Genomic DNA, 20,244 nt, shown 5'->3' with positions numbered 1-20,244 from the left:
TTTAAAATCAGGGGCATTAATTCTTTACAAAGCAATTTTGCATCTTCTGAATCTTCTTGTATTTCCTGTAGATAATATTCAATTGCTTTACGTACTATATATACCCTTTTGATCTGTCTAAGTTTTTTGCTGACTATGCTAAACTATTATTTAGTTCGTCCGGAATAGTTAAATTCAGTCTTGCCATCTTGTGACCTATCTTTAATTAATAACACATTACGACACATAATAGCACAAACTACAAACTGAAAAAAGCTATAAATACTTATCCAACACGTCCGACATAATTTTACGAGCTACAGGGGCGGCGGCTTTACTACCGCCTCCGCCATGATCAATAAAGACGGTAACGGAATAACTAGGATCGTGATAAGGAGCGAAGCCTAAGAACAAGGCATGATTACGCCTCTCCCAAGCAATAGATTTACGGCTTAAATCATCTTTAGCATTTAGTTTGCCTTGCACCTGCGAAGTACCGGTTTTACCAGCAAGTTGCCTATTTTTGCCTAAAATTCTATTATAATACGCCGTACCTCCCGCAACATTAACGGTATTATACAAACTTTCTTGGATTATTATGATATTTTCGGGCTTAATATTGACATTATAAAATTCCGGATCATTTTTTAATATTCTAGGCGTATACAGTTTACCGTTACTTGCAATAGCTGTAATAAACCTTGCAAGCTGCATCGGCGTTACCCCTAGAAACCCCTGTCCGATTGCTAAATTAAAACTATCTCCTATTGACCAAGGAAGCTTTAATTTTTTCTTTTTCCACTCTTTTGACGGTACAAACCCACTACTTTCAGGAGCTAAATCAATACCGGTTTTTGAACCGAGGCCAAATTCTCTTGCAACTTCAAGAATTTTATCCGGACCTACTATTCTTGCTAATTCATACATATAAATATTACAAGAATGCTTTAAAGCAGACATCATATCTAACGTTCCGTGTCCACTATGATTCCAACATCTAAAGCTATTAGTACCAAGAGCAGAGCTACCGTCGCAAAAAACGGTTTTATTAGGATTAATGCCTACTTCAAGGGCTGCAAGTACGGTAATTATTTTAAAAACCGAGCCTGGAGGATAAGAATTTTGTATTACCTTATTAATTAAAGGCTTATAAGGATCACTCGTTAAACTTTGCCAATAATTTTCCGATAATTTACTGAAATGATTTGATTCAAAACCCGGAGTGGAAGCACAAATTAGTACATTTCCGGTTTTAGTATCCATAACTATTACCGAAGAACCTTTAGGATTTAAATATTGCTGGATATTTTGCTGAAGAGACACATCGATATTTAAATGCATATCTTCACCCGATTTAGTAGGGATTCCCGCTATTTCTCTTACCTGCTTACCGTAAGCGTTTACTTCAACTTTTTTATAACCAAATGCTCCTCTTAGTTTGTTATCGTAATATTTTTCAATACCGGATTTACCGATATTAAAATCGCTTAAACTATGTATATTTAATTCCTGCTTCTCGTGCTCATTTATTTGACCAAGATAACCGATTAAATGAGAAGTAACACTTGAAAAAGGATAAAACCTTAAATAACCTATATCAATAAATATTGAAGCGAGTTTATGCTTTTGTTCTTCAATCATTGATACTTGCTGCCAATCAAGCTGATCAAATATTATTAAAGGAGTGTGGCGACTAGATTTTTTAATTTTTTGCTTAATATAATTATATTTTGCCGGAGATAAATTTAGAATATTACTAATTATTTCTAATTCATCCCTATAATTATTATTAATGCTTCTATCTATTACTAGCTGATAACATGGTTTATTAGTAGCTAAAATATTGCCATCTAAATCGTAAATTCTTCCTCTAGTCGGTGGAAGTACAACAAAATTAATACGATTCTTATCCGATAAAGTCTTATATTCTTCGCTTTTAATAAGCTGTAAATAAAACATTCTTATTCCAAGCAACGATAAAAGTCCGAGTTTACCTAATCCGATTATAAAGGCTCTTCGTGAAATTAACTCACCATGTAGTATTTTCTTATTTAGCATACTTTTTAAAGTAATTCATAGGAGAGTCAAGTATAAGACGAATTATATTATAAGAAAATATAGTTGTTAACAATTGAAAGAAAATTATTAAATATCCGTCTGCTTCTGGCTTCTTGATTTTTATTAGTAAATATTTAAAATTCAATATAAATAAACAATAAACGCAAAAAATAATGAAATTTATTAAATAGTTTTTAGCTACAAAATATTTTGAAGATAATTTATAAATCGTATATGCCGATAAAAAAACTAGCGAATTTGTACCGATAGGCATACCACTTATTTGATCTATAAATAGACCGAGAAAAAATATGCTAAAAATATTTAAGGAATATAACGACATAAAATAATAAATAAATATAATTTCCATCGCCGGAAAGATTCTGCTTTGAATATTTATTTTATAACTCACTAACGGAAATAATATTATAAAAAAACATAGCAAAGCAAACAGCAATTTTAATATTATTTGTAAGCTATTTTTATATATTTCCTGTTTTATCTTTAACATAAATAGTTTTTTGTTATATAGTTTTGTACTGTGTCATACCGTGACTTGATCGGCCATTAGGTTATCATCCCACGACTTGATCGCGGGATCTATATAAACAACATTTTGTGTGGTCATTTTTACTGGACCCCGTGGTCAAACCACGGGGTGACAATAGGAAAATTGCAACCACCCAACGACCATATCAACCACATACAAAATATAAATTAATTTTCTATTTTGTACAGTTTTAAAAAATGAATATGGATTCTACAATAACTCACAACAACTAGGGTTAGGTCTTTTATCATTATCGCTAAGCTCTAATTCTTCTTGTGCCTCGGAACTTGTGGATATAAATAGTTGTTTTGATATAATATTATTTATTATTGTCGTAAGATCAAAAGACTTAAGCCATGGGATAGGTATACTAGGTTTATCTGTTATATTTTTATTTTTTGACATTAAAAACCTCCTTTTTAGCTTATAAATGCGTCATTGCCAGAAAATTTAGGCTTTTTGTTGCACAGATCGTTTTATGTCATCCCCGCATAGGCGGGGATGACATCAAGTAGGTTTTACCGATCTACGCAACAATGCCTGCTCACAATAACAAAATCTATAATTATTAGGTAATATTTTAACTTTCTTCCTCACTTTGTTCTATCGGTTCTAAACCATATAAAGATATCATACGTTCAAATACTCTACCGGCAGTAGGGGCAGCCGTCCAACTTGCGGTTGCAAAGCCAAAGCTTTCTTTAGTCGGTTTCGGCTCATCAAATCTAATAAAAATAACATATTGCGGGTTAGATGCAGGCAGCATACCTAAAAACGATGACGCTCTACTATTTTTTAGATATTTCTTTTTTCCTGCCCCTTGTGAAAGTTTTTCTGCCGTACCGGTCTTACCGCCGATAAGATAGCCTTTGACCTCTGCTCTTTTACCGTTACCTTCTTTTACTACCGCTCTAAATAATTTCTTCATTTGGGTAGAGGTATTTTCACTAAAAACTTTTGTACCTATTACTTTTTCATCCTTTCTTTTTAATAAAGTAAGATCATATAAAGTACCGCCGTTAACAACCGGTAACATTGCTCTAACAAAATGCAAAGGGCTAATCGAAATGCCGTAGCCATACGACATAGTAACACTCGTTAACTCATTCCATCTTTTCTCGGAAGGAAATAACGGAGTACCTCGTTCAGGTAATTCTATTTGCAACTGATCTAATAGACCTAATTTCTTTAGGTATTTTTTAAAATTGCTTTTACCGATTTCAAGCATAATTTGACTTGTGCCAATATTTGAAGAATATAGAAAAATCTCAGGTACACTATGCCATCCTTGCCTTGGAGTATAATCCTTAAGCTGGAATCCTCCTACTTTCATATAACTTATATCATAAGCATCATTCATATTTATTGCACCGGTATCAAAGCCGACTGCCATAGTTAATGCCTTAAACACCGAACCCATTTCGTAAATCCCGAGACTTGCTATATTAAACAGCTCTTCCGGTTTGGCTAAACTCGGATAATGCGGATCGAAATCAGGCTTATTTACTAATGCTAAAATCTCGCCATTATTTGGATCAGCAATAATGCCTACTGCTCCTATGGCCTTAAATTGCTTTAAAGTTTTATCAATCTCCTCACTTAAAATACTTTGTAATCTAATATCAATAGATAATTGAAGCGGTTCTTTCCGATTCTTTGGTTCGTTTAATTCATAATCAGAATTAGTTAAATACTTATCATAAGCGAGCTCTAAGCCACTAAGCCCTACCGAGTCTCTACCTACATAACCGACAACATGCGACAATAAATTAGAAAAGGTATAAATTCGTTTCTGCTCTTCTTCAAATTCAAAACCAAGTAACCCAAGGCTAGTTATCTTTTCTTGCTGACTAGGTAGTACATCTCTTTTTACCCATATAAAGCTTTTATTTGACTTAAGTTCTGCAAGTAATTTAGCTTTATTAATATCAGGTAGAATTTCTGCTAGCTTTTTTACGGAAGTTTCAGGATCAAGTACTATTTGTGGATTAGCAAATAATGAAGCAGAAGGTAGGTTCACTGCTAATAAATTACCGTTGCGATCAACTATTGCTTTTCTAAATTGATGATTTTTTTTAAAGGAATCAATATTTTTATCGTAAACATTCGTAGCAACGATTATCAATCTGTAAGATAAAGTACAAAAAAGAAAAGAAAAGACACAAATAACCATTAATAATCGGATTTTTGTATTTTTACTACAAACATTCCAAATTGTTAGACTTTTAATTGTAGGTTTCCATTTTTCCCAAATTTGTTTCATATGTTATTTATGGTGTTTCAAACACTAATATTTCCGCAATCCTTATGTCATCCCGGCGAAAGCGGGAATCCAGTACTTTAAAACCTTTTCAAAACTTGATTTGAAAAATAAAAAATCTTTAAAATCAAGATTTTTTGAAAAGCTTGATTTATCTCGCTTTACCCTAGATTCCCGCCTACGCGGAAATGACATCGAACGCTTTTTCCAAGCCATGCAACAATCCTACCAAGATACGAAGATCAACTTCAAAAAGAGCAAGGAATCCACAAGACGAGGAACGGAGCGTATACTTAATACGTGAGTACCACAATACTTGTAGGATGACGTAGCCAATTTTTGAAGTTCATCGAGTATCCTTCACTCTACTCGAAACAGTCTGTATATACTTATTATTTGTAATTCTTTTGTAACGCCATTTACTACTCTTGGAAATACTAATATTATGATTAAATTTAATATTTTGATCGATATTTGGCCCTAACGGATCTTTTATCATTTGATAAGATTTAACTGTTTCTAATTTTAAATAAGCCGCCGCAAGTTTTTCCAATCTAGCCGGTAAAAGTAGATAAGCTTGCTCTGCTTTTAAAATATGAATATTATTATTCTCACTATTTATCTGTTTTACAACGCTACTTAATTGATAATCAAGAGTTGAGACTCGCTCCTTTATGCTAAATAAACTACATATTGCTATAATTGTTATCAGTAATGTTAAATAGTGAAGCTTTCTTATACTCATAATTAATTACTCATATATCGCTTTTGCTGCTCGAAGTTTTGCCGATCTCGCTCTAATATTTAGCCCTACTTCTTTATCTGACGGTGCTAGAGCTTTGTTAGTAATAACCTTAAGCCATTTATTTGGATCAAGCGTCATGTCGTCTTTAGCATATTTTGATCTTACTACCGGCTTTTCCGAATTTTCTTTAAAGAAATTCTTAACTATCCTATCTTCTAAAGAGTGAAAAGACACCACAACTAAACGTCCGTCTTTCTTTAATATATTTTTTACATTCACTAAAAACTGCTCTAACTCCCCAAGCTCATCGTTTACATAAATCCTAATGGCTTGAAAGGTTTTAGTTGCAGGATCAATTTTGCCTTTTCTAAATCCTATACTACTTCTAACAATCTCGGCTAACTTGCTTGTACTATCAATTCTCGCCGTTTTTCTATATTCTACAATTCTCTTAGCAATTCTTCGTGAAAAACTCTCATCTCCGTATTTGTAAATTACGTCAGCTAGCTCTTTTTCCTCTGCCGCATTTACAAACTCCTCGGCACTAAGCCCTTGCCCGCTCATACGCATATCGAGTGGTCCGTCATGCAAAAACGAAAATCCTCTATCTGCTATATCTAACTGCATTGATGAAACGCCTAAATCCAGCACTATCCCATCAAATTTTTTTTCCTTAAGCTTTGCAAAACTATCCGCAAAATTTGTTTCTACAAAATCAAATCTCTCACCGTAACTTTGCTGAATTTCTTCGGCTCTTTTAATCACGTTTGGATCACGATCCAAGGCTGTGACATAACAGTTACAGCTTTCTAATATTGCTTTGCTATATCCTCCTGCTCCAAACGTACAATCTAAATAAGACTCACCGGCTTTTGGGCTTAAGGCCTCTAACATTTCATTTAGCATTACAGACACGTGAGATTGTATCATTAATGAGCATTCCTTAGAGTTAAACGCTTTTCATGAGCAATTTTTTGAGCGGCATTTAAATATTTCTCGAAATTCTGCGGCTGCCAAATCTCAAAAATCACCCCTTTACCTACAAAACATGCTTGCTCTTCGATTTCTGCATGCTTCATTAAAGATTGCGGCAATATAACTCTTCCCTCCCCATCAAAGGAAAGTTGTACAGCTTCCCCGAATATCATAGTCTCAAACGCATCACGCTCCTCGGAATAAGGATCAAGCGTCTCTATCATCTGCCTTAATTTCTCGATATGCGAAATACCACACACCTCTATACAAGTATTCCTAATCGACGGATAAGCAATTACACCGTTAAATAATTCTTTACCTAGTACCGCACGGTAATTCGCCGGCACCGACACCCTACTCTTTTTATCAACACCATTTACATACTTAGATAAAAATACATTCATTGGGTTAATTTGGGATTTAATGGGAAATTATAGGATATTATAGGAATATCAAAGAGTCAAGGGTTTTTAACAAGGATGAGTTAAATTATTAAGATGTCATACCGTGGCTTGACCACGGTATCCAAAAAAATAATTTAAAATACTAATATTAGCATTTTAGAATGGATTCCGCGATCAAGTCATGGGATGACAGAGGGGGAATTGATCCACACAACAACGCCATACAGGAATAACATCGAACCACACAACAAAGCTTAATCCAATGATTTTATAGATTTTTTAAAGTGATTTTCACCTTGAAAATTCATATTATTTAATATATTAATTTCAGGTAAATGATTATAGTAATTTTATGGCTAAAGTTAGAGAAATAGAAACGATGGCTACTCTAATAACAAAACAAACATCTTCTTATGATACAGGTATGGTGTCTGGATATTACCTTACTAGAGCAAGACGACACCCTAACTCCTATTGCTTCTTCCAATTTTATCCCTAGCATTAGTTTATCGGCCATTCAAGAAGTACCACTGATATCTTCATCTTCTGCACAAGACTCCGACTACAACATTACACTAGATAAACTATTTGAACAGTTTCACATCACTTACGGAGCATATTCTTTTTACCAATCCAAGTTTTTTCAAACCGCTCAACTAAAACATCTTATAAAAAAGATTTTAGATCATCAAGGTGATGGATATCAATATTCAAGATTCGTTTTATCATACAGTTCTACATAAGGCTATTTACCGCAAACTTTATGATATAGCTGAATTTGTACTAGAAAAAGGAGCTTCAACAGAGTTAAAAGATTTAGATGGATATACACCTCTTCAATTAGTTATTCATGAAGGCTACACAGAAATGGTTAAATTTAATAATATGGAGCAGATCATCGAGATAAAAACTAATAGAATTAGTACCCGATGATAAACCTGAATTAAAAGCTTTTTTAAGCCTTGCAATAGCGTCTCAACATAATAATTCTAGCACAATAGATAATTCTCTTGTTACCACTAAAGATATAGAAAAATTAAATGATACTACAAATTTCTATACCGGTTCCAGAATATCTAAAATTGTTGTAGTTGCTAATGAAAATCCTGAAGAGTTGGGACTTGAATTAGCTGGTGAAGTACATGAATAGGTTTCTTAAACATACTCAATAACGACCTATAGAACTATTTTAATATAGGTTAATTTAAAAAATATTGACTTATTAATTTTTATTATGTTTTATTTGAAATAATTATTGATTAATGTTAATAAGGATTTTATTTTTTACATAAATAAAGGTTAATTATGCCGCAACTTAAAATAGGTATTTTTAAAATACATAAATATTGTAAAAATATAAAAACTACAACTCAATCAAACGCTAACTATCCCCTAAAAAAACTACTGAACAAAAATTAAACCCCACTGTAAAATATAAAAATATGATCCCAACCAAGATATTTGTACACCAGATACTGAACTTCTTGGCACAGATTATGACACATAATTATAAATCTAGCATTCTTGACTACATATATATTGTGAACAAATGCTAATTGAGCTTTAAAATCTAATTTATGTTTAATTTACCTATTGATAATATTATCGTATTCATATACCTAATATCTATTCTACTTATTGGTATATATTACCGAGCTAAAAATAGTAGTTTTAAGAACTATGCAAATGTTGAAAGTAAAGCGCAAAATAGTAAGCTGTTATTAATAGCTACGATATTTGTAAGTTCTGTCGGAGGAGCCACCACTTTCGGCATTATGGAAAAGGCTTTTTTGGGACATGAATATTATGCTTACGCTCTTATACTTACAATACCTATAGATATATTAATTGCAATCTATATAGTACCTTTAATTGCCAAACATTACGGAGCTGAAAGCATCGGCGATATCCTAAGTACATATTACGGTAATATAGGTCGTTTTATCGGAGGGGTTAGTTCGGTTATCGTTTCAGTGGGGTTTTTGGCTGCTCAAATAAGCGTCAGTGGCTATATTTTTCAATATATCTTAGAAATAAATGATGTAAATGGGGTAATTTTAAGTTATAGTATAGTACTTATATATACTACAATAGGCGGTTTACAATCTATTGTTTTTACTAATTTACTACAATTTTTGGCGATGATAATCGCTATACCAACCATAACTTTTATCAGTTTAAATAAAATCGGTTTTGTAGATTTTATTAATAACCTACCTACAGAAAATGCAAATTTTGATCGGAGCAACCTAATTTCTTATACAATTGAAGCAGCTTTAAGTTTTAGCGTCATGAATCTATATCCTACATTTATTCAAAGAGCTTTAATTAATAAAAATCCTACGCAAACAACTAAAGCAATATATGCAAAATCCGCTATATATTTTTTCTTCTTGATTTGCATTACTTTAAATGGTTTAATTGCTTATAAGCTTTATCCAAACCAACCGTCAAATTTAGTATTACCTTATTTAATCAACCAAATCATCCCAACTTTAATTCAAGGGATAGTAATGAGTGGACTCTTAGCTGCCGTTATGTCTACTGCTGATTCTGATTTAAACGTTACTTCTATAGCTATTGTTAAAGATATAATCAATCCTATTTTTAAGGTTAAAAATCAGCAAAAATTATTATTAATTGCTCGAATTATTAACATTATAATAGGAAGTTTTGCAATAATTGTAGCTTTAAAATTTAGTAATGTAATTGACTTAGTAGTATTCTTCACTGGTTTCTGGGGACCGGTAACATTAGTACCGTTAATAACAACGCTTTTTGGTATCAGAACATCTAAAACTATAATGGTCTTATCATCACTTGGCGGAGCAGCTATCTTCTTAATATGGGAATATTATTCTTTATCGTTGCAATATTTCAACCTTAGAGGAGTGTTTATAGGGACAATGGTGAGTCTTGTGATATTTATTCTAGGATGGCGGTATTCTAATGTCATTACGAAGAAAGTCATATAAAATATATTATCTATTTACTTGCAGTTTTAAATAATTTAATATATTAACTCAAGGTTAATAATTGAATTATGAGGATTTTATGTCTAAGCAAAATAGTATTGAAGGAAAATATAGCATAATAATTCCTATTGAAAACAAGAATGGGAGAATAAAATTTAAGCTTAAATTCACGTGATGAAGTTAATGACAGCACTTTAGCTGATATAGCTACGTATTCAGAAAATATGCGTAATATGTATTACTCTACTAAGCAAGAAATGATGCTGTTAACTCTTTAATGACAGGAACTTTAAATCATTCTATTCATAGTACAATGACTCCATATTATCCTGACTTAACTAAATTTAATATTAATGATTTATCTCAGAATGATGAACCTAAATTAATAGGCGAAGCATGCCAAGCACTTAAAGATCCTATTGAGGATATAAAAAGCTAGCCTTTTGCATGCATCCAGAAACCTGCTCGATGTTATTCCTGCGGAAGCGGGAATTCAGTGGCAAGTAGGAAAATCAAGCTTTTAATTTTTTAAATTTAGTATGTCTAGACTTTTTAGTGACTGGATTCCCGCCTCCGCGGGAATAACATCGCGACTCATACAACTAGGTTTTTCATGAGTTATAATATTAGTTTTTTCTGTGCAAAACATTAAAAATCATCTCAGCAAGTAACTTGTTAATACCATTTACTTTAGCAAGCTCATATATGGTTGCGTCGCATACTGCTTTATACGAACCGAAATAATGCAGTAATGCTTTTTTTCGAGTTTCACCTACGCCCTCTATATCGTCAAGGCGTGATATTTTTATAGCACGTGATCTACCTAGTCTATGATTCTTTATGGCAAAATTATGTGCCTCATCTCGCAAGATTTGTAAATATTTCATAACCGACAAATTCTTATCTAGAGTAAATACTTCCTTACCTATCACATGGAACTGTTCAAAACCGGCATTTCTATCTACTCCTTTTGACATACAAACAAAAGGAATATTCATTTCAAATTTATCCATCACCTCTTTAACAACGCCTAAATGCCCTTTGCCGCCGTCTATAATCATTAAGCTTGGCAATTTATGCAGCTCTTGCCTTAACCTTGTAAGCCGCCTTGTTAGGACTTGCCGAAGCATTTCATAATCATCACCTTTTATGTCACCCCCGCAATTCTTTATGCCATTCCCGCGAAAGCAGGAATCCATTAACCTTTTTGGATCCCCGCTTTCACGGGAATGACATACGAGAGAGGGAGCATGGACATTAAAAACCCGATATTCTTTTTTATCAAAACCGACTTTACCAACAACTACCATCACTCCAACCGCAAACTTACCTTGAATATGGCTATTATCATAAATCTCAATTCTTTCAGGAATTTCAGAAAGACCAAATAGCTCTTTAATTTCAAACATAATCTCTTGATTTTTTGCAAATTTCTTCAAATACTGCTCTAGAGAAAATAAAGCATTTGTCTCAGCATTTTGAACTAATTTAGCCTTACCGCCTTTATTAGGTACTGTAATATTAATCTGAAGTATATTGTTGATTTTCTTAATCGCCTCTATCACATTCTCTTTATCATTAATTTCATGATTAATTATAATTGCCGCAGGCACGTGTTGTTTTTGGTAAAATTGTAATAAAAAATATTCTAATACTTCTTCTTTGGTACTATTTTCGGTAGAAGTAGGAAAATAAGGAATATTACCGCATGCTTGCCCTGCCCTATATAAAAACACTTCCACGCAATAATGCCCGTTCTTTTCCACAATAGCGATTATATCTGCGTCTTTAACGACATCTGAAACCCCTGCCTTAAGCTGCACATAACTCAGTGCTTTAATGCGATCTCTAATTTCTGCCGCCTCTTCAAAACGCATCTGACTACTTAGCTCTTCCATCTTTCTAGATAGGTTCTCTTGGAGTTCTTTAGTGCGAACTTGTAAAAAATCTTTAACCTGAGTTACTAAGTCTCTATAGACTTCCTTGTTTATTTTACCGACGCAAGGAGCATAACAACGTTTTATTTCATATTGTAAGCAAGGGCGAGTACGTGCATTAAAGTAATTATCCGTGCAGGAACGTAATTTAAAAATTTTTTGTAGTTCGGTCAAAGTAGTATTAACTTCCGCACTCGAGGCAAAAGGACCAAAAAACTTCCCGTCACTTAGAGTTTTACCTCGATATTTTAGTAATTGTGGGAAATCATGATCTAAACGTAACTTAATGAAAGGAAAAGACTTGCAGTCCTTAAGAAGAATATTAAATTTCGGCTGAAATTTCTTGATTAACTGTGCTTCTAAAAGTAGTGCTTCAACTTCGGAATTAGTGATGCTATACTCTAAAAAACAAGTATTTGCAATCATCCGAAGCGTCTTATTATCTAAATTGCTTTTAATGTAATTAGTAAGGCGTTTCTTTAAATTTTTAGCTTTACCGACATAGAGAACTTGCTTGTTAACGTCAAACATTCGATAAACCCCTGAACATTCAGGAGCATCTATAAGTTTAGATTTAATTAACTCACTTCCGGTAATTTCTAGGGTCATGTGTATAGTGGTCCTATGTCATTCTTAGCTAAAAGCCGAAATCCAGAAAAAATAACCTTAATATTGATATAAAAATTACACATTAAACCTAAAAAAACAAGTTTTTTATAGGTTTTACTGGATTCCCGCCTTTGTGGGCATGACATAGAAGAGTACACCATGCAACAATAACCTTCAATTCCCCGTTTTATTATACGGATTGTCATTTGCGACTTTAACATTCACTATTTTTCGTGTATTGTCATCAAAGAAAAAGGTTATTTTAAACTCATCTCCTACATTTAAATCTACTTTTGGGTCATAAAGCATAATATGCATGTCACCGGGCTTAAAATCAACATTAATATTACCGGCAATTAAAAATGGATAATCCACTTTTACCATTTTACTAACCCCTTGATCATTAATTGTTTGATGAATTTCTATTCCACTTATCTTATCTGAAGATATATTCACTAAATTATAACTCTTACTTCTACTATTTATTAATGTAAAATACATAGCAGAATTGCTAACTTTACCTTGCACATTTGTTGTAGGTCTTGCCCAAGGCTGTGCAAAGTGAACGGATGCCTCTGCAGGTAAATCATCGGGCTGATCAGAAGAAGAAGTTGTAGAATTAGGATTTCGAGCTGTTTGGTTATCAGCATCAGCATAGTTTACTGCACAAATTAAAGTTATAAAACTAATTAGTAATGTTTTTAGCATAATAATACCCTTAATAAATTAAAATGAAATATTAACATAGATTAAATATAAATCTAGTTTTTTAAAAGATATTTTTTGTACACTTCTCGTGGTAATCTCTCTATAGCATAACGAACTGCGATTCTTAGCATTTGTAAAGTATAGCGATCCAAAAAATCTATTAATTGTTTTGCATCTTTTTTTCCTGCTTCACGTAGCATCCAACCTACTGCTTTATACATTAAATCATGTTTATCGTTTAAGAGTAATTTTGCTATTTCAAAAGTCGTATTTAATGTATTATTTTTGATAAAATACCAAGTAGCAACTATAGCTATTCGTCTTTCCCATAGAATTTCCGATTTTGTTAGTGTAAAGAGATAATCCTTTTCTTTATCCTATAAATAAGCTCTGATTATATGATGAGCTGATGCATCCACTAAATTCCAATTATTTACGTGTTTTATATTGTTTAAATAAAAATTATACAAAAACTCTTTATCTTGTGCTATCTGATATTGCATAATCAAAATAGCTAATGCTAAAAATTTCTCTTCATTAAATTCTGAAGTAATAAGTCGGCTTAAATCCTCCATATCCAAATTATAAATAACTTTTAGCTATTGTTAAAGTCGACACGGTAACACCCAATAAATCAGTCATGCTCTCCATACTCTCCTTCTCTAGTTTTCAAGAATAGCATTCTACGTCCTACAGGAATAGTAGCATTCTCAAGTAAAATATTTCTAATTTGTTGTAAATTGTCTCTCATGTTCAATAAGCCATTTTTTACGATGTAATCCCCTGCCATAGCCTCCAAGTTTGCCATTGCTATTAATAATACGATGACAAGAAACAATGATTGCTAACTGATTCATACCATTAGCATTTGCAACAGCTCTATAAGAATTAAGGTTTGCCCAAAACTTCAGCCTGATTTAAATAGCTTCGTTTTCACCGTAAGGTATATTCATTAATTCTTGCCAAACCATTTTTTGAAATGGGCTTCCTAAAAGCTATATAGGCGTATTAAATTTTTGTAAAGTACCGTTAAAGTACAATTGAAGATCCTCTTCAATCATTCAAATCGGTTCAGTGCTTCCAGAAATAATAGCAGATTCTGTCTTAATCCTTAGCCTCTCAAGTTCACACTCCAAACCTCTTCTATCAACAAACTCTAGCAAATAAAGCAATTTTTCATCACTAATTGCCAGCATAGAAACAAGAGGCGTATCTAGCCAAGCCGCTTTTAAAATATTTAAATGCCGGTTAAATTTTGTCGGCGGTCCTCCCATTATTTTAGAGACAGCATCTCGCAAACCGCTACTTGACTCATAACCCATATCAATTTGTGTATTCATGACCGACGCACCCATGTGCATTTGCTTCATCGCAATACCCATACGCCTTGCTCTCGTATATTCTACAAACGTCATACCAAAACGTTTTTTAAATTGGCAACGTGCTGTAGAAGCATCTACTGATAGCTCATCACAATCACTATCTTTCCATCTTTTAGCAGGATTAAACTCAATAGCATTAACAAGAGTACAAACTAAACCTGAAGCTTCACCAAGGATGTGAAAAAAGCTTGCAACGCTGACTAGGTCTATATGAAGCATGCCAAGCTTCCTTAGCAGTTTTATAAAATTCACAATTTTCAAATTTAGGTTTCCGTGCAGGACAAGTCGGTCTACAAAATACTCTTGTTATTTTAACCGCTACAAAAAAGATATTTTCATATCTGTCATCCTTATTAATTAATGCCTGATAATATTCTTGTCTTTGAAGCTTATTAAACATATTAATTTATCATATAATATAAATTTATAATTATATTATATGAACTTTTTAAAACTCCTGTAACCGAAATTCAGGCATTGATTTTTTATTTAATACTTCTGTCTCTCATGCTCGATAAGCCATTTTTTGCGATCTAGCCCTGAACCATAACCGCCAAGCTTACCGTTATTATTGATGATGCGGTGACACGGAATAATTATAACAAATTTATTTGCTCCATTAGCATTTGCAACGGCTCTATAAGATCTTTCCATACCTATTAATTTAGCTTGGGTAAAGTAACTTCTTGTTTCACTATAAGGTACATTCATTAGCTCTTGCCATACTAATTTTTGAAATTCGCTTCCTAAAAGATATATCGGAGTATTAAATTGTTGCAAAGTACCGCTAAAGTAAGATTTAAGCTCCTCTTCAATTGATATAATCGGTCTAGTGCGATCTTCAGTAATAGCCGATTTTGTGTTAATCTTAAGTCTTTTAATTTTATACTCTAATCCTTTACTTTCAACAAAATCGAGCAAATAAAGCCTCTCTGTGTCACTAATTGCCAGCATAGAACCAAGAGGCGTATTTAGCCAAGCGGATTTTAAACTCATTATTTTACCCTAAATATGATTTCTTAATATTATAATATTGATATTTTATTTAACAATTTTATATTTTTAACACTAACAATTTATAGGTAATCACTATGATAAAAGCTCATGTTTTTAAATATTCTCAGGTAATTTTAACCAAGAGGGAACTCGCTATAATAAAATTTAGCAAATACAACGGACTAAGTATACCGGATATTGCTACTATGGCAAAAGAAGAAGAAAAACTAATGGAATAATAGATCAGTATAAAACCGGTAAAATAACTACCGCAAAACTTCGTAAGAAAATGAATGAGCTTATACAAGCAAAAAACGGTAATCCTATAGGAGATAATGAGGTATTTGATCAAGGCTGGAATGCTATGTGCAAAATAGAACCTGAAAAGCTAACAGAGATATATAACTTACAACAGACACATAAATTTCATATCCACATTATAGGCAATACAAACGAATTACAGTATAATTATATTCAATAAAAAATAGAAAAGGCCCCAAATCAACCCACCATTTCTTATACACTTTCATACAAACTTGGTAACTCAGGTGAGAGAGAATTAAAACATTATACAAAATATTTTTTAGCAGCTCGCGATTATGAACCGGTATGGCATATGAAAGCTCAAAATAACTATGACCAAAACGCTTTAGACATATTAGGAAAATATTACGATAATACGACTAAAGATATTATATAAATATTGATAGCTTAAAAATTCTACAATAGCGCATTATGCAATAATTCGCTATTTGCGTTATTTAAGCCAAATCATTTAGCTTCATGATCTTTAGCAAAATCAATTAGGCTTTCCACAACATCACTTAAATTTTCATTATTAAAGTCAATCCTCATTTCTTTTTTAACAACATCAACAAAATAATCATCAAGTGAATTTTTCATTTAAAATGGAAGTGTTTTTTGTCCAATGAACAATTTATTTCCTGCTTAATGATTCATAGGTATCAAGAGCAATTTGAATGGCATTTTCACGCTGATTTTGATCTTTGCGATTCTGTAAGAAGCTATTATTGTTTTGTTAGTGCCGAGTTCACTTGGCACATCATTTTTAAATTCAGCTCTTATTTTTTTATTTAAAAGATCACTATCCGATAAACGTTTATTATGATGCTGTATTATTGTGTTATTTATTAAAGGTAGAAAATTTTTGATATAAAGGCAGGATCGATATTGATATAAGTCTTAATAGTATCTTGTATTTGATTAGCCATATCCATGACCAAATGTTAACCGCCTCAATTTTAGTAATATGACCGGCAATAACATACTCATCAAGCAACTTCATGACTTGAGCTGCATATATTTTTTTATCCGGTTTTTCTTTATAACGCTTTTCCACTATCTCTTTGAGCTTATTAAATTTTATTCATATTGTAAATTAACTTGTTCTTTTTCTTCATAAAATTCATAATAAAATTCATAAGAATTAGAAGCTATAAACATCAGATTTTTAAATTTATTCAACAAGAAATAATACTTATTGCGTATAACTTCATCGGCTAAATGCTGTTCGAGCTGTTCAGAATCCAAATCGTTAGGCACATTTATAAAAATATTTTTAATTTCTTGTAGTAACGGAAAAAATGCTTTCAATTTATCATCTACAAAAAATATAGCATCTTCTAAATCTTCTCTATCAAAATTGTTTAAACCATAATTTTCATAAAATTGATGTGCTTGTTTTAATTGATTCGATAACCCTACATAGTCAATTATGTAACCGTATTCTTTAGTTTTCCCTTCTTCTTCAAATAGACGATTCACACGAGCAATTGCTTGTAAAAGACTATACTCTTTTCATTCTTTGCATATGTAAATAACGACATTACACGGTGCATCAAAACCGGTTAGTAATTTTGAAACTACAATTAAAATTTCAGGATCATCGGAACTTTTAAATTTTTTAATAATTCTATTATTAAATTTTGCTCCATATTGTTCCCTCATGTTTTTTATAAATTTATTTACTTCATTTTCGCTTTCAATATCTTTATAACCGTCCCGGTCATCAGTAGCAGATATAACAACTTCAGAACTTACTTGTCCTATATCATCTAAAAATTTTTTAAAACGAACGGCAATTAATCTAGAAGGAGCTATTAACACATACCTTTTAAACCTGTGCCTTTAAATGTTTTTAAATAGTGCGTTGAAATATCAAATGCTTTGGCATAAATAGCTTCCTTTGTTTGAGCAAACATCTTTGAGCAACTGAATCTTGTTTTCAAAGCTGCTTTTTCTTCTTTATTTAATCCATTAGTAATCATATCAAAATCTTGTATTACGTCCTGCAAACTCTCAACTACTAAATTATTTGTAGTACTTACTCCCCTTGATACCTACATACCAAATCTTACAGAGTCAAGATTTTATAAATTTTTCTTTAAGTCTACCAGCGATGTGCCTGCTACTAGCTTTCTTATATCGCCTGCTATCTGCATAGTCTGAGTACCTAGCTGGTATAAATTTAATGCCTCTTTATCTATTGCTTTATATTTATCTGCAATCTCCTTTATTTCTTCTAGCGTATAATTATTAGATAAAATTTTAACAAATTCTTTATGAGATAGATTAGTTATTTTTGCTAACGTATTTATATCTTGGAAACTCATTTTATCTTGATAATGATTTGTAAAAGTATATTGCTCATTTTCATAGGTGCTAAACTCTGCAATTTTTATAGAAAAATCCTCGTCTACAATCAATTTAAAAGGTCTGTTATTAGCATTTATTTCTAAAGCTCTATTAGTTATATTAAAATTAACACGTGCATTATTTATGTCTATACTACCTAAGCCATTATAGTAATTCATAGTATCGGTGATACCTAAAAAATATTACTATTAGTATCTAAACTAAAAGAGTGAGTAATATTATCACCTACAGTAACGCCAAGCCAACTATCAAGACCCATGCTTGCTGCTTCCCTTTGCATTTATATTTTTTGTTGTACCACTCATATTATGTCCTTATTTTTTTATTAATTTATAAGAAAATAAGTCGTATTTAATAATTTATTATTCTCTTCACTGCTATAATTACTGAGTTCTAGCAAAGCTTCGTATGTTTCTTTCTCAAGTAAATAGTCACCTCAGCTTTTGAGTATGTAGATTATTATTTTTGCCTAGATTCTGCTGTTGTAAAATACTTCCCATAACCAATAATAGTAGGTACAGAATATTTTTTTAGCAAGACATGGAGCGAAAATTAAAACAAAAGGAACATTCAAAGTTTTTACTAAATTTCAAAAAGCCTTGAAACCTCTTATTGGAAGTGGTGGAGGCAAAGGGAATCGAACCCTTGACCCTCTGCGTGCAAAGCAGATGCTCTACCCCTGAGCTATGCCCCCGATTATTTATTAGCGAGTTTTTTGGAAGTGAAAATATTAAGATAAGCTTTTAACTAATCCCCAAGGTAATGGCTGACCATTGCTCCCTACGACTAAATCTCCGGAAAATTCATATTCAGCAGCTAGAAAAGACTTTTGAGCAGCAATAAGCTTGACCGGTTTGATTTTCTGACCGTTATGAAAATATTCTTTAGCCTGTTCCCTAGAAGTCGGGTTATTTTTGGAAGCTGTTTTTGCTTTAGACATATACTATTAACTTTTTCTTAAACTTGTGAAGAATATAAAACTTTTTCCTAAACTTGTCAATAACTACCGTGTCGATAAATAGACATTGCCTAGAAAAAGTTGATAATTTGAAAAGTTGACGTCATTACGAGGAAAATTACAAAGTAATTGACGAAGCAATCTAGTAAAATGCATAGCATTTTTATTATTTTTCTGGATTGCCACGCTCCTTACAGTCACTCGCAATGACGATTTGGTATCCATGCAACAGGAGCCTACAGCCGCTTACAATGACGGTATCAACGCTTTCTAGGCAATGCCTATAAATATGTTAAGATATCCATAATTACCGTTATTACTTCACTTTCACCGACGAATGCTATTTTAAATTCTACTATTTCTGATATCGTTTTTCCATCATATATACTAAACCCTACTCCTGTAAATTCTACTTTTGCGTTGATATCAGCACCATATGATACTAATAGCTTATATATTTCATCATCCTTAATATCTTTAGAAGTACATCGAACATTTTTAGCAACCGCATGCAAAGGTATTCCTCCGGATTTTCTTTGATCCACCTCAGCTCCGTTCTTAAGTAATAGTTTTGCTACATTAAAGTGCTTACTGCTTCATATAAAGGTGATCCTAGCCAAGCTCCTCGTTCCCGTTTACTGCAGCGCCTTTTGATATTAGATATTCTGCTACAATTTCCGTGACGTGTGGCTGAATTTCAAGGAGTATTCTTCAAAATATCACTACACATATTAACATTTGCTTTTTTTTCTTCAACTAACCATTTAGTCAACTTTTAGTGCATTATTTGTAGATACCGAAAATAGTTCAGTAGTAGATACTGCACGTAATTCATTTAAACTCCTTACTAGGCCCACTTTAATCAAGAGAGAAATAGACTCTTTTAAAACATTTTCAAAGCTACATTGTTTTACATAATGTTCTATATCTTGCACTACTACTCTATTTGACTTTAGCAACAGAGTTAAATTACTATTTAATAGTTCTTTTATCATATTCTACTTATTTATACTTTGTATTTCTTAAAGGTGA

The 20,244-nt window shown here is 32.3% G+C and carries 24 protein-coding genes, 1 tRNA gene and 5 pseudogenes; 6 read left to right on the top strand and 24 right to left on the bottom strand.

Features of this window, described 5'->3' with window-relative positions:
* Nucleotides 1–255 precede the first annotated feature (255 nt).
* The 4 genes from mrdA to ABVF33_RS02170 form a co-directional block, all read right to left on the bottom strand.
* Nucleotides 256–2,037, bottom strand: coding sequence for a penicillin-binding protein 2 (gene mrdA / locus ABVF33_RS02185; protein ID WP_499706070.1), 1,782 nt, complete (start codon nucleotides 2,035–2,037; stop codon nucleotides 256–258).
* On the bottom strand, nucleotides 2,027–2,548 hold the full coding sequence (locus ABVF33_RS02180; RefSeq protein WP_499706069.1) for a hypothetical protein: 522 nt from the start codon (nucleotides 2,546–2,548) through the stop codon (nucleotides 2,027–2,029). The genes mrdA and ABVF33_RS02180 overlap by 11 nt, the downstream gene beginning before the upstream one ends.
* A 249-nt stretch (nucleotides 2,549–2,797) precedes the next feature.
* Entirely contained in the window at nucleotides 2,798–2,992 is a 195-nt protein-coding gene (locus ABVF33_RS02175) for a hypothetical protein (RefSeq protein WP_041471899.1), read from the bottom strand.
* 175 nt (nucleotides 2,993–3,167) lie between these two features.
* On the bottom strand, nucleotides 3,168–4,850 hold the full coding sequence (locus tag ABVF33_RS02170; protein ID WP_499706068.1) for a peptidoglycan D,D-transpeptidase FtsI family protein: 1,683 nt from the start codon (nucleotides 4,848–4,850) through the stop codon (nucleotides 3,168–3,170).
* A gap of 100 nt (nucleotides 4,851–4,950) precedes the next feature.
* Between ABVF33_RS02170 and ABVF33_RS02165 the strand changes: the two genes are divergently transcribed.
* Nucleotides 4,951–5,151: a hypothetical protein gene (locus ABVF33_RS02165; RefSeq protein ID WP_499706067.1), complete on the top strand. Its 201-nt coding sequence runs from the start codon at nucleotides 4,951–4,953 to the stop codon at nucleotides 5,149–5,151.
* Nucleotides 5,152–5,193: 42 nt separating this feature from the next.
* Here the strand turns inward: ABVF33_RS02165 and ftsL are convergent, their stop codons facing one another.
* From ftsL to mraZ, 3 genes are read right to left on the bottom strand one after another with little or no spacing between them, the layout of a single operon-like run.
* Nucleotides 5,194–5,592: a cell division protein FtsL gene (gene ftsL / locus ABVF33_RS02160; protein ID WP_004998104.1), complete on the bottom strand. Its 399-nt coding sequence runs from the start codon at nucleotides 5,590–5,592 to the stop codon at nucleotides 5,194–5,196.
* A 6-nt stretch (nucleotides 5,593–5,598) separates the two neighbouring features.
* Nucleotides 5,599–6,522 carry a 16S rRNA (cytosine(1402)-N(4))-methyltransferase RsmH gene (gene rsmH / locus ABVF33_RS02155; protein ID WP_499706066.1) on the bottom strand — a complete coding sequence of 308 codons (924 nt, stop codon included), beginning with the start codon at nucleotides 6,520–6,522 and terminating at the stop codon, nucleotides 5,599–5,601.
* Entirely contained in the window at nucleotides 6,522–6,971 is a 450-nt protein-coding gene (mraZ, locus tag ABVF33_RS02150) for a division/cell wall cluster transcriptional repressor MraZ (RefSeq protein ID WP_499706065.1), read from the bottom strand. Before mraZ ends, rsmH begins: the two co-directional genes overlap by 1 nt.
* 696 nt (nucleotides 6,972–7,667) lie before the next feature.
* On the opposite strand from mraZ, the gene ABVF33_RS02145 reads away from it, so the two are divergent.
* The 3 genes from ABVF33_RS02145 to ABVF33_RS02135 all read left to right on the top strand — a co-directional run bounded on the left by ABVF33_RS02145 (nucleotide 7,668) and on the right by ABVF33_RS02135 (nucleotide 10,385).
* Entirely contained in the window at nucleotides 7,668–7,904 is a 237-nt protein-coding gene (locus tag ABVF33_RS02145; RefSeq protein WP_499706064.1) for an ankyrin repeat domain-containing protein, read from the top strand.
* Between the two features lie 644 nt (nucleotides 7,905–8,548).
* Nucleotides 8,549–9,946 (top strand): sodium:solute symporter family protein, encoded by a 1,398-nt coding sequence (locus tag ABVF33_RS02140; protein ID WP_499706063.1) that lies wholly within the window; start codon nucleotides 8,549–8,551, stop codon nucleotides 9,944–9,946.
* A 277-nt stretch (nucleotides 9,947–10,223) separates the two neighbouring features.
* Nucleotides 10,224–10,385, top strand: coding sequence for a hypothetical protein (locus tag ABVF33_RS02135; RefSeq protein ID WP_499706062.1), 162 nt, complete (start codon nucleotides 10,224–10,226; stop codon nucleotides 10,383–10,385).
* A 187-nt stretch (nucleotides 10,386–10,572) separates the two neighbouring features.
* Here ABVF33_RS02135 and uvrC read toward each other — a convergent pair whose 3' ends face one another.
* The 8 genes and pseudogenes from uvrC to ABVF33_RS02095 all read right to left on the bottom strand — a co-directional run bounded on the left by uvrC (nucleotide 10,573) and on the right by ABVF33_RS02095 (nucleotide 15,578).
* Nucleotides 10,573–12,492 (bottom strand): excinuclease ABC subunit UvrC, encoded by a 1,920-nt coding sequence (gene uvrC, locus ABVF33_RS02130; RefSeq protein WP_499706061.1) that lies wholly within the window; start codon nucleotides 12,490–12,492, stop codon nucleotides 10,573–10,575.
* 174 nt (nucleotides 12,493–12,666) lie between these two features.
* Nucleotides 12,667–13,200: a copper chaperone PCu(A)C gene (locus ABVF33_RS02125; RefSeq protein ID WP_499706060.1), complete on the bottom strand. Its 534-nt coding sequence runs from the start codon at nucleotides 13,198–13,200 to the stop codon at nucleotides 12,667–12,669.
* Nucleotides 13,201–13,253: 53 nt separating this feature from the next.
* Nucleotides 13,254–13,775 (bottom strand): annotated as a pseudogene (locus ABVF33_RS02120) (DNA alkylation repair protein).
* Nucleotides 13,776–13,782: 7 nt separating this feature from the next.
* Nucleotides 13,783–13,951: pseudogene (locus ABVF33_RS02115) on the bottom strand (DNA alkylation repair protein).
* Nucleotides 13,926–14,474 (bottom strand): annotated as a pseudogene (locus ABVF33_RS02110) (methylated-DNA--[protein]-cysteine S-methyltransferase). The pseudogenes ABVF33_RS02115 and ABVF33_RS02110 overlap by 26 nt, the downstream one beginning before the upstream one ends.
* A gap of 30 nt (nucleotides 14,475–14,504) precedes the next feature.
* Nucleotides 14,505–14,615 (bottom strand): annotated as a pseudogene (locus ABVF33_RS02105) (helix-turn-helix domain-containing protein); the annotation flags it as partial.
* Nucleotides 14,616–14,748: 133 nt separating this feature from the next.
* A complete protein-coding gene (locus ABVF33_RS02100; protein WP_499706059.1) occupies nucleotides 14,749–14,982 on the bottom strand; it encodes an Ada metal-binding domain-containing protein in 234 nt (77 codons plus the stop codon).
* Nucleotides 14,983–15,071: 89 nt separating this feature from the next.
* A complete protein-coding gene (locus ABVF33_RS02095; protein ID WP_499706058.1) occupies nucleotides 15,072–15,578 on the bottom strand; it encodes a methylated-DNA--[protein]-cysteine S-methyltransferase in 507 nt (168 codons plus the stop codon).
* 95 nt (nucleotides 15,579–15,673) lie between these two features.
* On the opposite strand from ABVF33_RS02095, the gene ABVF33_RS02090 reads away from it, so the two are divergent.
* Both ABVF33_RS02090 and ABVF33_RS02085 read left to right on the top strand, forming a co-directional pair.
* The gene (locus ABVF33_RS02090) at nucleotides 15,674–15,817 is read left to right on the top strand and encodes a hypothetical protein (protein WP_499706057.1); all 144 of its coding nucleotides are present in this window, start codon (nucleotides 15,674–15,676) and stop codon (nucleotides 15,815–15,817) included.
* Nucleotides 15,818–15,867: 50 nt separating this feature from the next.
* A complete protein-coding gene (locus ABVF33_RS02085; protein ID WP_014410869.1) occupies nucleotides 15,868–16,059 on the top strand; it encodes a hypothetical protein in 192 nt (63 codons plus the stop codon).
* 290 nt (nucleotides 16,060–16,349) lie between these two features.
* On the opposite strand, the gene ABVF33_RS02080 is transcribed toward ABVF33_RS02085, so the two are convergent.
* The 9 genes and pseudogenes from ABVF33_RS02080 to ABVF33_RS02040 all read right to left on the bottom strand — a co-directional run bounded on the left by ABVF33_RS02080 (nucleotide 16,350) and on the right by ABVF33_RS02040 (nucleotide 20,207).
* On the bottom strand, nucleotides 16,350–16,481 hold the full coding sequence (locus ABVF33_RS02080) for a hypothetical protein (protein ID WP_014410871.1): 132 nt from the start codon (nucleotides 16,479–16,481) through the stop codon (nucleotides 16,350–16,352).
* A gap of 241 nt (nucleotides 16,482–16,722) precedes the next feature.
* Nucleotides 16,723–16,938 carry a hypothetical protein gene (locus ABVF33_RS02075; protein ID WP_499706056.1) on the bottom strand — a complete coding sequence of 72 codons (216 nt, stop codon included), beginning with the start codon at nucleotides 16,936–16,938 and terminating at the stop codon, nucleotides 16,723–16,725.
* A gap of 23 nt (nucleotides 16,939–16,961) precedes the next feature.
* Nucleotides 16,962–17,363, bottom strand: coding sequence for a hypothetical protein (locus tag ABVF33_RS02070; protein WP_499706055.1), 402 nt, complete (start codon nucleotides 17,361–17,363; stop codon nucleotides 16,962–16,964).
* A gap of 33 nt (nucleotides 17,364–17,396) precedes the next feature.
* Nucleotides 17,397–17,866: pseudogene (locus tag ABVF33_RS02065) on the bottom strand (type I restriction enzyme subunit R domain-containing protein).
* Nucleotides 17,867–17,968: 102 nt separating this feature from the next.
* Complete coding sequence (locus ABVF33_RS02060) at nucleotides 17,969–18,412, bottom strand: hypothetical protein (protein WP_499706054.1); 444 nt, start codon at nucleotides 18,410–18,412, stop codon at nucleotides 17,969–17,971.
* A gap of 461 nt (nucleotides 18,413–18,873) precedes the next feature.
* A tRNA-Ala gene (locus tag ABVF33_RS02055) sits at nucleotides 18,874–18,948 on the bottom strand.
* A 36-nt stretch (nucleotides 18,949–18,984) separates the two neighbouring features.
* The gene (locus ABVF33_RS02050) at nucleotides 18,985–19,194 is read right to left on the bottom strand and encodes a hypothetical protein (RefSeq protein WP_499706053.1); all 210 of its coding nucleotides are present in this window, start codon (nucleotides 19,192–19,194) and stop codon (nucleotides 18,985–18,987) included.
* 299 nt (nucleotides 19,195–19,493) lie between these two features.
* Nucleotides 19,494–19,757, bottom strand: a complete 264-nt coding sequence (locus ABVF33_RS02045) for a hypothetical protein (protein WP_499706052.1) — start codon at nucleotides 19,755–19,757, stop codon at nucleotides 19,494–19,496.
* A 219-nt stretch (nucleotides 19,758–19,976) separates the two neighbouring features.
* Nucleotides 19,977–20,207, bottom strand: a complete 231-nt coding sequence (locus ABVF33_RS02040) for a hypothetical protein (protein ID WP_499706051.1) — start codon at nucleotides 20,205–20,207, stop codon at nucleotides 19,977–19,979.
* Nucleotides 20,208–20,244: the final 37 nt, after the last annotated feature.

Origin of the sequence: Candidatus Rickettsia barbarica (genome assembly GCF_041477405.1) — a bacterium.
Taxonomy (GTDB): Bacteria; Pseudomonadota; Alphaproteobacteria; order Rickettsiales; family Rickettsiaceae; genus Rickettsia; species Rickettsia rickettsii.
This window is presented reverse-complemented; position numbering and strand designations above follow the sequence as displayed.

What these genes read in the sequence shown, in the direction of transcription:
- rsmH (WP_499706066.1), bottom strand. Translation starts at nt 6,522, where the DNA reads ATGATACAATCTCACGTGTCTGTAATGCTAAATGAAATGTTAGAGGCC.
- ABVF33_RS02040 (WP_499706051.1), bottom strand. Translation starts at nt 20,207, where the DNA reads ATGATAAAAGAACTATTAAATAGTAATTTAACTCTGTTGCTAAAGTCA.
- mraZ (WP_499706065.1), bottom strand. Translation starts at nt 6,971, where the DNA reads ATGAATGTATTTTTATCTAAGTATGTAAATGGTGTTGATAAAAAGAGT.
- ABVF33_RS02080 (WP_014410871.1), bottom strand. Translation starts at nt 16,481, where the DNA reads ATGAAAAATTCACTTGATGATTATTTTGTTGATGTTGTTAAAAAAGAA.
- ABVF33_RS02170 (WP_499706068.1), bottom strand. Translation starts at nt 4,850, where the DNA reads ATGAAACAAATTTGGGAAAAATGGAAACCTACAATTAAAAGTCTAACA.
- ABVF33_RS02180 (WP_499706069.1), bottom strand. Translation starts at nt 2,548, where the DNA reads ATGTTAAAGATAAAACAGGAAATATATAAAAATAGCTTACAAATAATA.
- uvrC (WP_499706061.1), bottom strand. Translation starts at nt 12,492, where the DNA reads ATGACCCTAGAAATTACCGGAAGTGAGTTAATTAAATCTAAACTTATA.
- ABVF33_RS02145 (WP_499706064.1), top strand. Translation starts at nt 7,668, where the DNA reads ATGGATATCAATATTCAAGATTCGTTTTATCATACAGTTCTACATAAG.
- ABVF33_RS02135 (WP_499706062.1), top strand. Translation starts at nt 10,224, where the DNA reads ATGACAGGAACTTTAAATCATTCTATTCATAGTACAATGACTCCATAT.
- ABVF33_RS02090 (WP_499706057.1), top strand. Translation starts at nt 15,674, where the DNA reads ATGATAAAAGCTCATGTTTTTAAATATTCTCAGGTAATTTTAACCAAG.
- ABVF33_RS02140 (WP_499706063.1), top strand. Translation starts at nt 8,549, where the DNA reads ATGTTTAATTTACCTATTGATAATATTATCGTATTCATATACCTAATA.
- ABVF33_RS02125 (WP_499706060.1), bottom strand. Translation starts at nt 13,200, where the DNA reads ATGCTAAAAACATTACTAATTAGTTTTATAACTTTAATTTGTGCAGTA.
- ABVF33_RS02095 (WP_499706058.1), bottom strand. Translation starts at nt 15,578, where the DNA reads ATGAGTTTAAAATCCGCTTGGCTAAATACGCCTCTTGGTTCTATGCTG.
- ABVF33_RS02100 (WP_499706059.1), bottom strand. Translation starts at nt 14,982, where the DNA reads ATGTTTAATAAGCTTCAAAGACAAGAATATTATCAGGCATTAATTAAT.
- ABVF33_RS02085 (WP_014410869.1), top strand. Translation starts at nt 15,868, where the DNA reads ATGAATGAGCTTATACAAGCAAAAAACGGTAATCCTATAGGAGATAAT.
- ABVF33_RS02060 (WP_499706054.1), bottom strand. Translation starts at nt 18,412, where the DNA reads ATGAATTACTATAATGGCTTAGGTAGTATAGACATAAATAATGCACGT.
- mrdA (WP_499706070.1), bottom strand. Translation starts at nt 2,037, where the DNA reads ATGCTAAATAAGAAAATACTACATGGTGAGTTAATTTCACGAAGAGCC.
- ABVF33_RS02175 (WP_041471899.1), bottom strand. Translation starts at nt 2,992, where the DNA reads ATGTCAAAAAATAAAAATATAACAGATAAACCTAGTATACCTATCCCA.
- ABVF33_RS02050 (WP_499706053.1), bottom strand. Translation starts at nt 19,194, where the DNA reads ATGTCTAAAGCAAAAACAGCTTCCAAAAATAACCCGACTTCTAGGGAA.
- ftsL (WP_004998104.1), bottom strand. Translation starts at nt 5,592, where the DNA reads ATGAGTATAAGAAAGCTTCACTATTTAACATTACTGATAACAATTATA.